Raw genomic sequence first — 12,574 nt, forward strand, 5'->3', positions numbered from 1 at the left:
CACGACCAATAAAAGAGAATAATTTTTAAGTTTCACTTTCAATCGCTGCCTTTCATCTTTTTGGTTGCTACTTCAGTGAGTATCTTCTGAAAGGTCATCGGAGAAGATGCTTCATCGGCAGGCTTATCTATATTCGATAGGCAAGTGATATTCTCAGAGCTGACACCTAAGAGTAGCCATTGCTGATTAAATTCAACCACGACGAGTCGTCCCCGCGGGCCTAGCGACAAACTGCGTTTAATTGAAAGAATATTGTCGCCCTGCAATTTTCCAGAGAAAAGTTGAAACCGCTTACATAGAAAAATGACAACGATAAAAATCAGTAATACCAGCAACAAACCTCCTCCAACTTCAGTCAGAAGAGAAGTAGACGAAAGGGCTGCTCCTCCTGGAGCGGTAGCTTCAGAAGTGAGTTGTAATTGAGTATTCATTAGCGGCTCAGACGATGTATGCGCTCTGAAGGAGTAATAATATCCGTAATACGAACACCAAACTTATCTGAAATAACTACGACTTCTCCCTGAGCAATAAGATAGCCGTTAATTAAAATATCCAGAGGCTCTCCCGCCAAACCTTCAAGTGAGACAATTGAACCCTGACTAAGATTCAGAAGTTCTTTAATTGTCATTTTAGTTCGACCAAGCTCAACTGTCATATTAACTGGAATATCAAGGATGAGATTGAGATCATCAGAAAAATTCGGAGTGATATCTTCAGAGTTTGAGGTTGAAGTAGAGGCTGGAGCGATATTCTCACTCGCAGCTTGTTCATTCATAGCATCTCCCCACAAACTATCTGTTGAGTCGCTGTTGTTTATCGATGATTTTTCATTTTCATTCATTGATTAAGTACTCCTTTTTAAATGATAGCAAAGCTGAATTTATGAGTTTTTCAACTTGTAACGCATACTGATTGTCAACACAGCCATATTTAGCTGACAAAACTGGCACATTATCTACTAGCGTTTTAATTGAATCCGGCTTATCAAAATTAATAACATCCCCTTTTTTCAATTGTAAGACCGTAGAAAGTCGGGATGGTATTTCTGCAAGTTTCGCCACTAATTCAAGCTCGGTATTTTTTACTTCATGCGCCAGCGTATTTCGCCAGTGCATATTTTCCTGTTTTGAGTTTTCAAGTGGCGGATTAGTCAACAACTCACGAAGAGGCTCAATCATGCTAAATGGAATACAAATATCAAACTCTCCACTGTGCGAACCGATCTCTACATAAAATGGTGTCGTCACAACAATATCATTTGGTGAGGAAGTGATATTGGTAAATTTGACCTGTACTTCTGCACGAACATATTCAGCCTTGAGAGGGAAAATCGAGCTCCATGCCTCATCGTAAGCTTGTAATGCCATAGATAACATACGCTTAATTATGCGTTGCTCAGTTGGCGTAAATTCACGTCCATCAACTTTAGTGGGAAAACTGCCATCACCACCAAAAAGATTATCTACTGCCATAAATACCAGATTTGGAGAGCAGACAAACAGTGCGGTGCCACGCAGTGGATTCAAATGCACTAAATTTAAATTAGTCGGAACAGGTAAATTTCGGGCAAATTCATGGTATGGCTGAATTTTAATACCGCCAACGGTGACATCAGGACTCCGACGCAATAAATTAAATAATCCGATACGAAATTGCCGAGCGAAACGCTCATTGATAATTTCAAGAGAGTGTAAACGCTCACGGATAACACGCCGCTGAGTATTAGGATCATAGGGTGTAATATTGCTATCAAGACTCAATTTGTCTGTGGAACTGTTACTCTCTGCCTGATTACCACCATTCAGTAGTAGATCAATTTCGGCCTGAGATAAAATACTGTCAGACATAAGTATTACCGTAGTATAAACGCGTTAAATAAGACATCAGTGACCTGAATATGCTCATGATTTGTCTTCGGCTGATTGATCTGTTCTTTAATTTTTTCTGCTAACTGAGGTTTGGCTTCGTCAGTCGAAAGCTCGTTCGCACTTTGCTGAGAAAAAAGAACTAGCAAACCACTACGAATATCCGGTAAGAACTTTTCAATATTCTCTTTTGATTTTTCATCTTTTAACTTTAAAGTCAGGCCAATATATAATACGCGTCTACTTTCTTTTTCTGATGGTTTTAAGCTAAGAGTGAATGTTTCCATCTGATAATAAATAGGCGCAGGGATTTCTACAGCCAGCTCACTGCTTGCACCTGCATTCACTTCTAATAAGTGTTTTTTCATTTTTTGCTGTTCTAACCAGATATAGCCACCTAGTGCTATAGTGGATATTGCAAGAATTGTAACAAGCAGTAAAACCCATTTATTTTTCTTGGACATACTAAGAATAAATCCTGTTTCATTAATTTAACCGATAAAAATAACGCTCCGGATGAGTGCGTATATTATTACAACTTACCAACAGAACAATTCTCTGAAAAACGAAAATTAGTGCTGACAATTTAGAGCCTGAGAAAAATATCAGACGAATGTGTTGATTCCGCTACTATATTGCATCGGATGCGAGATAATATGCTGCTCAATAGGGTCATCAGATGCTTCTTCCCCGTTCTCTAGATCCAGTCTTCCGGAACCCGCTCGATCTTTTTCGAAGAAAGAATTAGATGATGAATTGCTATCAGCACTGACGCTGCTCTGTCCGAGATTGATACCTGACTCCGCCAACGAGTTACGCAGATACGGCAAAGCGTTCTCTAATGCATTACGCGCCTGTGGGTTATCAGCCACGAAGTGAATTTGCATACGCTCATTGCTCATGCGTAAGCTTATCTGTACCGCTCCCAACTCTTCTGGATGCAAGCGTAGTTCAGCATGATGGATACCATCACGAGTAAAACAAGCAAGCTGTTGCCCCAGAGATTGCTGCCATTCGGTTGTACCCGTTGGCTGCGGTAAGCTCACAACTGCAGCAGGTACTACTGCGGGCTTAACCAACGTTGCATCAGGATTCGTCGAAGCAAAAAACGGCGTATGTTCCGTTACAGTCGCCGGATTGTTGTTTACGAGAGCGTTTGGCTCCCCAGCTACAGTTTGCGGCACCAGAGGCTTTGCACTCTCAGAGGTGTTACCGGGTAATAGAGCAGGCTCTTGCGGAGTCTCATTTCGTGGTTTATCTACCATCAGTGCGAAGCGATTATCTTGTTCCTGCACAATGGCAGTTTTAGCTTCCTGAATTTTTGATGCAGTATGTGACAACTCATGAGAAACGAGCTGAGCATTGGCCACAGGCGCGTTCACCACTCGCTGTATTTCAGCAAGAGAGTGCAATACTCCACGAGAAGCAGCGGAACCACTTACAGGTATATTTGCAGCTAAGCGAGGTACATCACCCTTTCCAATAAGAACATCAGCTGTTATAGCAGCCGGAAGATTGATGGCATGAATCTCCTCATCCAGATCCTCATCTGTTTGGGGTTGAGAACTGTCCTCCCCCTCAGGAGCTGCAGGGGTTAATTTAGCCAGCAAATCTGACATTTGCGCCGCAAAATCGCCCTCTTCACCCAACGATACTTCCGTTAGTGCGCTGGTAGTCGTTAATTCTGTCGGTATTGCATTGATGATCATCTTAATATTCCCTTCGTGATGCTCGTTGAGCGAACTCATCCATCATTTTTTGGTCTCGCCGATTCTCCTGTAGCAAACGAATCGCTTCAGAGCGCTGTTTCAACGCGTCAAAAGCATTTAGCCGCTGCTTATCCTTACGCCACATGCTCACTGCGTTGTCGACCTGGGTTTCACATATCGCCACTTGCTGCGTCTGATGAGAAACAACCTTATTCAGTGAGTCGATAAAAGATTGACGAGATAACATATCAATAATCGTCATTCCCTCTCCGACCATGTTGGATTGCATTTGCTGGCAATATTCGCGTTCATAATTTTCCAGACATTCAAGCTGATTGTTCGCCTGGACAAATTCCTGACGCATCTTCCCTAAATGAGTGGTGGTATCACTTAGCTTCTTGTCAGCAAGATCACGTAATATATCCATGGGGGTTTGAGCGGCCATTTTTTACTCTACTTTACGTCTCGGGATTTTTAGGAAACAACGACTCTAGCTGCGTATAAGACTCTTCATATTCGCTCTGATCATAGATTCCCTGCTGTAGATAACTTTCAAGCTGTGGATAAAGTTCTATCGCCTGATCAAGTAAGGGGTCACTACCAGCAGCATAAGCGCCGACGCTAATCAGGTCTCGGTTACGCTGGAATGAGGAGAGAAGCTGCTTGAACCGTTGCACTTTTTTGTAGTGGGCCGGGGCGATAAGTTCTGTCATTGCCCGGCTGATAGATGCTTCGATATCAATCGCCGGATAGTGCCCCGATTCCGCTAAGCGTCGGGAGAGAACGATATGTCCGTCAAGAATGGCGCGAGCAGAGTCGGCAATAGGATCCTGCTGATCATCACCCTCGGTCAGAACGGTATAAAATGCGGTAATCGATCCCCCACCTTTAATACCGTTACCCGCACGTTCAACAAGTGCAGGGAGCTTGGCAAATACTGAAGGCGGATAGCCTTTAGTCGCAGGTGGCTCGCCGATGGCCAAGGCAATCTCGCGTTGTGCCATCGCGTAACGGGTCAACGAATCCATAATCAGTAGTACATTTAAACCACGACTACGGAAATCCTCTGCAATGCGGGTTGCATAAACTGCGCCTTGCATACGTAAAATTGGCGAGACATCGGCTGGCGCAGCGATCACCACCGAGCGACTAATGCCCTCTTTACCGAGGATATTCTCAATGAAATCTTTAACTTCACGTCCACGCTCACCAATAAGCCCAACGACAATGACATCAGCTTTAGTGTAGCGAGCCATCATGCCTAGCAGGACACTTTTACCCACGCCCGAGCCTGCAAACAGCCCCATACGCTGACCGCGACCTACAGTCAGCAGACCATTGATCGCCCGAACACCAACGTCCAGAACATCTTTTATTGGATCACGTAGCAATGGGTTAAACGGCGGTGTGAAGAGTTCTCCCCGATGTACCACCGATGGCGGTGGCAGGCCGTCTAACGGGCGCGCTCTGGCATCCAACACCCGGCCAAGCAGCACGTCACCAAGTGGCAACTGTTTACCGCCTGCATCCCCCTCTTCAGCGAATACGCGCGCACCCGGTAGCACACCATCGACATTTTCCAGCGGCATCAAAAAGAGTGTCTGACCATTAAAACCGACGACTTCACTTTCAACGTATTGCTGCTCGCCACCACGCGCGCACTCAACTATACAGAGTGTTCCAATCGGTAACTTAAGGCCAATAGCCTCCATAACCAGACCGGTTGCTCGCACCAGCTTGCCATACTGACGGCGCATGGGTAGAGCCGTGATAGCCTCTTCTTTACGATCAAGTCCGTTAAGCCATAATTTCAGCCGTGAGGTCATTCCTGATGCTCCTCACGCATGAGTGTGCAAAGCATTTTCCAACGAGTTTCGAGACTTTCATCAATCTCCCCCTCATCAGAAGTGATACGACAGCCTCCGGGTAACATGTTTTCGTCCCCGTTCAATGTCCAGCCGCGTGCCGCCAGAGTTTCACCAAATTGCTGCGCAATAAATGACTTATCTTCCGGGCTGACCCACATCTGCGTTTGCTCTTTAAATAGCGGTTCATCATGCAATAAATGTTGAATACGCTTTTGCAGCATCTCATTGGTGCTGTCACTCACCACATTTTTGCCCAGCAATGTACGCGCAGCACTTAGTGCTAATTGAGCCAATCGCGATGGGACAACGCTGTCCAGGCTATCAAGCGCTCCTTGCATGTTTTGCAGCAGTGTTTTAAGGCGGGCGGTGACTTCTTCCTGCTGGGCATTCATTTCCGTTTTTCCAGTTTCACGCCCCTCCTCCAATCCTTGCTTCACACCTGCGTCATAGCCCTCTTTTTTACCGTCTTCGTAGCCAAGAGCCTTGCCCTTGGCAAATCCTTTTTCTTCGGCCTGTTTATACAACCGTGATAATTCCGCCTGCTGCTTTGCTTCAGACATGGAGCCTTCACCATCAACGCTCGCACGTATTATCGGCAAAGATACATCCTCGCTCTCTAGCAGGTTCGTCGGTCGCCAAGGCTGCCACATCTTTTGCGAATCATTATCAGACGTAGACATCCTCGCCTCCTCCTATAATGATTTCGCCACTCTCCGCCAGGCGTCTTACCAACATAAGAATATTTTTCTGTTCCGTTTCCACCTGAGACATTCTCACTGGGCCACGCGAGTTCAGATCCTCGATCATGATCTCCGACTGACGACGAGACATATTGCGGAAAAACTTATCGCGCAGTGCCTGATCAGAGCCTTTGAGTGCAACAATGAGCGATTCGGAGTCGATATCCTGCAAAATACGCTGAATACTGCGGTCTTCCATCTCCACAAGATTTTCGAACAGGAACATTTCGTCGATAATTTTCTGTGCCAGTTCTTGATCGAACTCTCGAACGGCAGCAATGACGGCATCTTCTTGCTGACTCTTCATCAAGTTCAGAATCTCTGCCGCTGGGCGCACGCCTCCCATTTTGCTGCGTTTGAGGTTTTGACCATGCAGCAGGTTGTTGAGTACTTCGGTCAGTTCCTGTAGAGCCACCGGCTGCACGCCACCAAATGTAGCGATACGCAACATAATATCGTTACGCACACGCTCATCGAATTTCGCCAGCACATCCGCAGCCTGATTACGTTTCAGATGAACCAAAATAGTGGCAATAATCTGCGGATGCTCCTCACGAATGAGATCACAAACCGCCTGAGGTTCCATAAAGTTCAACGTCTCGATACCATCATTACCAGACTGGGTATCCAGGAGATCCTCAAGCAGACTATGTGCGCGTTCTTCCCCTAGGGCACGCACCAACACATTGCGTAGATACTCATTGGTATCGATACTCAGCGCCGCATATTCGCCGGCGTCACGCTGAAACTCACTCATAACCTGTGCGAGATGTTCGTGGGTGTAGCTCCCCATGCTGACCATCGCGCTACTTATCTGCGTTACCTCATGAGCATTAAGATGCTTAAAGACTTCCGCCGCACGTTCATCACCCAGCGTTATCATGACGATGGCGCTTTTCTCATAAGCGTTCATTACGACTTCTGCTCCTTATTCATCCATTGGCGCATAACCAGTGCGATGACTTGCGGATCATGCTCAGCCAACTCACGAAGTTTTTGTGTGTTCAGCTCACTTTGCACCTTCTGCTGAGCCTTCATCCGCAGGTTATCTTCTGCTCGGTGTGATTTCGCATCGATCTCAGCCTGCCGTGCCTCTTTCTCCATCTCAAGACGTTGCAGCGCAAACTCATGATGCTTCATCCAGAATGGTTGCACCGCTTTACGCCACAGCACCCAAGCGATAAACGCAATAAGCAAATAGCGCAGCGCCGTTATAAGCATGTTGATAAATTCTGGCTGCTGCCATAGCGGCGGCGAGATACTTTCATCAAGCGAACTAAAAGGCGTGTTCACGATATTGACGGTATCGCCACGTGTGCTGGAATAACCAATAGCCTCTTTAGCCAGCGCGTTAATTTGCTCCATCTGCTCTTTTGATAAACCAGCACTCTCACCACTTTCTGTCGGTTGGTGATTCAACACAATTGCCACGGAAAGGCGTGTAATCGTTCCCGTACTTTTACGCGTATGCGTTAATGTTCGATCCACCTCATAGTTGGTGGTTTCATCGTTGCGCTGGTTATAAGGCAGTATTGGTGCTGCGGCCGTCGAATTCGTATTCCCTTGTGTACGGTTAGCCGCCGCTCCTGCCGTCGTTGGTGTCGTAGGCTGCTCAATCTGAGCAGTTGTCGGCATCGGTGGCTGGTTACTTAACGCCCCCGGCGTACCGCCGATACTATTACGTCCGCCCTGCTCTGAAGCACTGCTCTGACGACTACGAATCGCCATTTTTTCAGGTGAACTGTTCGGCTGATATTGCTCCGCTGTCTGTTCATGCTCGGTAAAGTCCATCTGAGCTGTCACTTGAGCACGAACATTATTGGCACCGACAATTGGCGTCAGAATCGAGAGAATACGTCTCTGGTAATCATTCTCTATTTCACTGGTATATTTCAGTTGAGAGGCATGAGTTGCTTGCCCGCTACTTTGTGTCAGCAGATTCCCTGCCTGATCCACAATGGTGACATTGCTGGCACTCAGACCAGGAACCGCACTGGAGATCAGATAAGCAATCGCATTAACTTGGTTTGGTTCAAGTGTTCTTCCGCTGGCAATCGTCAGCGTTACAGAAGCCGTAGGCTGCTTCTGTTCGCGCACAAAAAGCGACTGCTTCGGAAGTGCCAGATGCACTCGAGCAGCAGTGACCGGCCCGAGTGTATCTATCGTCCGAGCTAGTTCACCTTCCAGTGCGCGCTGATAATTGACCTGTTCGCTGAACTGACTGATACCAAATTTCTCTTGGTCCATGAGTTCAAAGCCGACGGTTCCACCTTTGGGTAGTCCTTGCTGCGCGAGTTTCAGACGAATTTCGTAAATACGATCGGCTGGTACTAAAATCGCCCCGCCATGTTCTTCAAAACGGTAAGGAACCTGCATTTGCGCTAACTGAGCAACAACTGCGCCCGCATCTTGATCGCTAATATTGCTGTATAGCAATCGGTAATCAGGTGTCCTGGTCCATAATAGAAGTGCAATGACAATGGAAATCGCTGCCGCAGCAGCGATCGCAAATAAGATTTTGGGGTTAGCACGAATTCTTTCGAATGCAGCTTTTAGCTCAAGAGCGCTATTTTTATTGTTGCCAGTGGTTGTGGCATTCATGCCATAGTCCTGTAAAGATTAATAATGCAGCGTAATAACAATTGCCAATCAGCACTTCCAGTATTTGAAGGACAACCGTTGTATCTCGGCGATAATTCCGATGTGTATTATCCATAGAATAGGCAAGTAACTAATATGCGATAAGCTTAAATTTTCGTTAGCTCTTTGCGCAATGCTGTGTTTTCAGCACATGTTATACTGGCGATATTAATTACATAATAAGCATGTAAAAAGGTAATGAAAAATATGGCGATGCCAATTCAGGCAATGAATAATGTTTTGGAGCAAATTCAGCTTCATGAAAGCCAAGTCAAAGGCACTCAGCAAACCAACAGTGGATTTGAACATAAACAGTCATTAAATTTTACTGATATTTTATTTCAAAGCATCAGTAATATTAGCGATTTGCAAACGGAAACGAAAACACAATCACAGAATTATATGAGCGGAGTGCCGGGGATTGGCCTAAACGATGTGATGGTTTCATTACAAAAATCCTCAGTCGCATTAAGTCTCGGAGTTCAGGTTAGAAATAAACTCATTAGTGCTTATCAGGAAATAATGAATATGTCTGTCTAATTCTGTTATGTCATTGAGAATGATACGCCAGCACTGATGGTTAGAGATGAAAATACGAAATAATAATATTGTTCTCTCATAATAGTGTTTTAAAGATCTCCACACTCTACATCTTAGAAGGATGCCTTTGATAGCTAATATCAGAGCGTTATCAACTATGTTTAAGAAAACAAATTTTAGTAAAACATTAGAGTCGCATCAATATATTCAGTACACCCTCGCAGATAACGAACTAGCTAAAATTGTTGATCTTATTTACCGCCGTGCGGGTATCGTTCTAACCGAACAGAAAAAAGATATGGTTTTCAACCGCCTTTCACGTCACTTACGTGCACAGGGTATATCTTCTTTCAAAGAATATATTGCGGTGTTGGAAGCTAATCCAGATGGTGCTGAATGGCAGCAATTTATTAACGCGCTTACCACTAATCTGACTTCCTTTTTTCGTGAAGCATACCACTTCCCAATACTGGCTAATCATGCACGTTCACGCCAGGCTGATTATTCAGTTTGGTGTGCTGCGGCCTCCACAGGCGAAGAACCCTGGTCCATTGCGATCACGCTGGAAGAGGCTCTTGGCCGTAGATCTACCACCCCACGGGTCTGGGCGACCGACATTGATACTGAAGTATTAAAAAAAGCGACGCAGGGACATTACCAGTTAAGCGATTTGCAGTCTCTGACAGATGAGCAAAAACGGCGCTGGTTCCTGCGAGGCCGGGATGAACAAGAGCAGATGGCGAAAGTGAAGAATGAGCTGGCTTCCTGCGTTCATTTCGAGCAACTCAATTTAATGGATGCTAAATGGAATGTTCCGGCACCTTTTGACGCCATTTTTTGCCGCAACGTACTGATCTATTTCGATCAAAAAACACAGAAAACCATTATTAATCGCTTTGCCAAAATGCTTAAACCCGGAGGCCTGCTATTCGTCGGGCATTCGGAACATTTCAGTAATTCTAGCGGGCCATTCCGCCTGAAAGGCCAATCGGTTTACTCCCTGGATGAGCATAAATAATGAGAAAAATCAAAGTGATGTGCGTAGATGATTCTACGCTGATACGCAATATCATGACCAGTATCGTCAATAGCCAGCCTGATATGGAGATGGTGGCGGTTGCGTTAGACCCAATAATCGCTCGCGACTTGATTAAAATTCATAATCCAGACGTGCTGACCTTAGATGTTGAGATGCCGCGTATGGATGGCCTGGACTTTCTTGAACGCCTCATGCGCCTGCGTCCCATGCCCGTCATTATGGTCTCTTCACTAACGAGTAAAGGTTCTGAAATTACTCTCAGTGCATTAGAGCTTGGGGCCATTGATTTCATTACAAAACCGCAAATCGACCTGCAAAACAGTATGCGTAATTACAGCGACCTGATTGCAGAAAAGATTCGTATGGCCGCACAGGCAAAAATTTATCGTCGTGATAATCAAGTCGCAAAACCGAAAACGATTAAAAGCCCCCTGCTTGGTAGTGAAAAAATCATCGCCATTGGTTCATCTACAGGCGGAACGGAAGCATTACGTCATGTACTGATGCCAATGCCACTTACCTGCCCAGGGATTGTGATTGCCCAGCATATGCCGCCAGGCTTTACGCATTCCTTTGCCGAACGTCTGAATAAAATTTGCAGTATCTCGGTAAAAGAAGGTGAGGAAGGCGACCGTGTACTACCGGGTCACGCCTATATTTCTCCTGGTGGAAAACACATGGAACTGGTTCGCAGCGGCGCTAACTATCATCTGAGTCTTAACGAACTCCCGCCAAAGAATCGTCATCGCCCTTCTGTGGATATACTTTTGCAGTCAGTCGCCAAGACCGCCGGTAAAAACGCCGTCGGAGCCATCCTGACCGGCATGGGTAACGACGGCGCTCAAGGCCTACTCGATATGCGCGAAGCAGGGGCATGGACATTGGCTCAGAGTGAAAAAACCTGCGTCATTTACGGGATGCCGAGAGAGGCCGTTAAGTTAGATGCAGCCTGTGAAATTACCGATCTTGACCAAATTAGTGAGCGAATTCTCAAAAATATATCGGGACAGGCTCACCGGATTTAACGCATCACTTATGTGAGCGAACAAGTAGCAAACCAATTTTACTCATTAGGGAAATATCATGGTAGACAATAAGTTACGTTTTTTAGTTATTGATGACTTCGCCACTATGCGACGCATTGTTCGTAACCTTCTAAAAGATCTCGGCTTCGACAATGTCGAAGAAGCAGAAGATGGTCACGATGCGCTAGGAAAACTTCGCGAATCAGCATTCGATTTTGTGATTAGCGATTGGAACATGCCTAACATCGATGGGCTGCAACTGTTAAATGAGATTCGTAAAGATCCCAATTTGAGCCATCTGCCTGTATTGATGGTTACGGCAGAAGCAAAAAAAGAAAATATCATTGCCGCCGCACAAGCTGGTGCTAACGGTTATGTTGTTAAGCCATTCACCGCAGCCACGCTGGAAGAAAAACTTAATAAAATCTTTGAAAAGTTGGGGTGGTAACCAATGGATACACAACCAAACATAGAATCCACAAAAAACTTTCAAAGCATTTTCTCGCGTATTGGTCACCTAACCCGGCTACTACGTGACAGCCTGACTGACCTTGGCCTCGATCGCGCCATAATGGATGCAGCCGAGGCCATCCCTGATGCTCGGGATCGCCTCAACTACATTGTGGATAAAACATCACAAGCTGCGGATCGTGCATTGAATTGCGTAGAAATTGCTCGCCCGTTGCAGGATGAGCTCAATAGCAAAGCTCTCGCACTCACTTCGCGCTGGGACGACTGGTTCGATGAGCCGGTAGAAATGCCGGTGGCAAAAGAGCTGGTGAAAGACACCCGATCATTCCTGACACTTGCTCCGGTTATCGCTACCCAAACGAATGAGCAGTTAATGGAGATCATGATGGCACAGGACTTCCAGGACCTCACCGGCCAAGTCATTCAGCGGATGATGAACCTGATTGAAGCATTGGAGAAAGAACTGATACAGGTGCTGGTGGAGAATATGCCAGAAACCAATATCGCTGCGACAGAAGCGCCCAAAGAGCTCAAGAATGGCCCACAGATCGACCAAAATAAGGTTGGTATTGTCGCCTCTCAGGATCAGGTCGATGACTTACTCGAAAGCCTGGGTTTCTGATATCTCAACGAAGGAAAGCCAGTTCTGGAGCCTATGTGCGCCAGAATGTGTTTGC

The 12,574-nt window shown here is 45.9% G+C and carries 15 protein-coding genes; 5 read left to right on the forward strand and 10 right to left on the reverse strand.

The features are described from left to right. Positions 1-38: 38 nt before the first annotated feature. The 10 genes from fliO to fliF form a co-directional block, all read right to left on the reverse strand. Positions 39-431 carry a flagellar biosynthetic protein FliO gene (gene fliO, locus ACF3VQ_RS19055; protein ID WP_392432542.1) on the reverse strand — a complete coding sequence of 131 codons (393 nt, stop codon included), beginning with the start codon at positions 429-431 and terminating at the stop codon, positions 39-41. Beyond that, positions 431-841, reverse strand: coding sequence for a flagellar motor switch protein FliN (fliN, locus tag ACF3VQ_RS19060; RefSeq protein ID WP_392432543.1), 411 nt, complete (start codon positions 839-841; stop codon positions 431-433). Before fliN ends, fliO begins: the two co-directional genes overlap by 1 nt. After that, positions 834-1,847: a flagellar motor switch protein FliM gene (gene fliM, locus ACF3VQ_RS19065; RefSeq protein WP_392432544.1), complete on the reverse strand. Its 1,014-nt coding sequence runs from the start codon at positions 1,845-1,847 to the stop codon at positions 834-836. Before fliM ends, fliN begins: the two co-directional genes overlap by 8 nt. A gap of 5 nt (positions 1,848-1,852) precedes the next feature. Then, on the reverse strand, positions 1,853-2,329 hold the full coding sequence (fliL, locus tag ACF3VQ_RS19070) for a flagellar basal body-associated protein FliL (RefSeq protein WP_392432545.1): 477 nt from the start codon (positions 2,327-2,329) through the stop codon (positions 1,853-1,855). Positions 2,330-2,470: 141 nt separating this feature from the next. Then, a complete protein-coding gene (locus tag ACF3VQ_RS19075) occupies positions 2,471-3,574 on the reverse strand; it encodes a flagellar hook-length control protein FliK (protein WP_392432546.1) in 1,104 nt (367 codons plus the stop codon). Between the two features lies 1 nt (position 3,575). Beyond that, on the reverse strand, positions 3,576-4,019 hold the full coding sequence (gene fliJ, locus ACF3VQ_RS19080) for a flagellar export protein FliJ (RefSeq protein WP_392432547.1): 444 nt from the start codon (positions 4,017-4,019) through the stop codon (positions 3,576-3,578). A 13-nt stretch (positions 4,020-4,032) separates the two neighbouring features. Continuing rightward, on the reverse strand, positions 4,033-5,400 hold the full coding sequence (gene fliI, locus ACF3VQ_RS19085; RefSeq protein ID WP_392432548.1) for a flagellar protein export ATPase FliI: 1,368 nt from the start codon (positions 5,398-5,400) through the stop codon (positions 4,033-4,035). Then, a complete protein-coding gene (locus tag ACF3VQ_RS19090) occupies positions 5,397-6,122 on the reverse strand; it encodes a flagellar assembly protein FliH (RefSeq protein ID WP_392432549.1) in 726 nt (241 codons plus the stop codon). The genes fliI and ACF3VQ_RS19090 overlap by 4 nt, the downstream gene beginning before the upstream one ends. Further along, positions 6,109-7,095: a flagellar motor switch protein FliG gene (gene fliG, locus ACF3VQ_RS19095; protein WP_392432550.1), complete on the reverse strand. Its 987-nt coding sequence runs from the start codon at positions 7,093-7,095 to the stop codon at positions 6,109-6,111. The genes ACF3VQ_RS19090 and fliG overlap by 14 nt, the downstream gene beginning before the upstream one ends. Further along, a complete protein-coding gene (gene fliF, locus ACF3VQ_RS19100) occupies positions 7,095-8,783 on the reverse strand; it encodes a flagellar basal-body MS-ring/collar protein FliF (RefSeq protein WP_392432551.1) in 1,689 nt (562 codons plus the stop codon). The genes fliG and fliF overlap by 1 nt, the downstream gene beginning before the upstream one ends. Positions 8,784-9,029: 246 nt before the next feature. On the opposite strand from fliF, the gene fliE reads away from it, so the two are divergent. The 5 genes from fliE to cheZ all read left to right on the forward strand — a co-directional run bounded on the left by fliE (position 9,030) and on the right by cheZ (position 12,519). Continuing rightward, positions 9,030-9,362, forward strand: a complete 333-nt coding sequence (fliE, locus tag ACF3VQ_RS19105; protein ID WP_392432552.1) for a flagellar hook-basal body complex protein FliE — start codon at positions 9,030-9,032, stop codon at positions 9,360-9,362. Between the two features lie 157 nt (positions 9,363-9,519). Beyond that, positions 9,520-10,380 (forward strand): CheR family methyltransferase, encoded by an 861-nt coding sequence (locus ACF3VQ_RS19110; RefSeq protein ID WP_392432553.1) that lies wholly within the window; start codon positions 9,520-9,522, stop codon positions 10,378-10,380. After that, complete coding sequence (locus ACF3VQ_RS19115) at positions 10,380-11,426, forward strand: chemotaxis response regulator protein-glutamate methylesterase (RefSeq protein ID WP_392432554.1); 1,047 nt, start codon at positions 10,380-10,382, stop codon at positions 11,424-11,426. Before ACF3VQ_RS19110 ends, ACF3VQ_RS19115 begins: the two co-directional genes overlap by 1 nt. Before the next feature lie 58 nt (positions 11,427-11,484). Further along, positions 11,485-11,874 carry a chemotaxis response regulator CheY gene (gene cheY, locus ACF3VQ_RS19120; RefSeq protein ID WP_392432555.1) on the forward strand — a complete coding sequence of 130 codons (390 nt, stop codon included), beginning with the start codon at positions 11,485-11,487 and terminating at the stop codon, positions 11,872-11,874. A 3-nt stretch (positions 11,875-11,877) separates the two neighbouring features. Beyond that, positions 11,878-12,519, forward strand: a complete 642-nt coding sequence (cheZ, locus tag ACF3VQ_RS19125; RefSeq protein ID WP_392432556.1) for a protein phosphatase CheZ — start codon at positions 11,878-11,880, stop codon at positions 12,517-12,519. Positions 12,520-12,574: the final 55 nt, after the last annotated feature.

The sequence above is a fragment of the Yersinia fenwicki genome (assembly GCF_043099325.1).
In the GTDB taxonomy this organism is placed as follows: Bacteria; Pseudomonadota; Gammaproteobacteria; order Enterobacterales; family Enterobacteriaceae; genus Yersinia.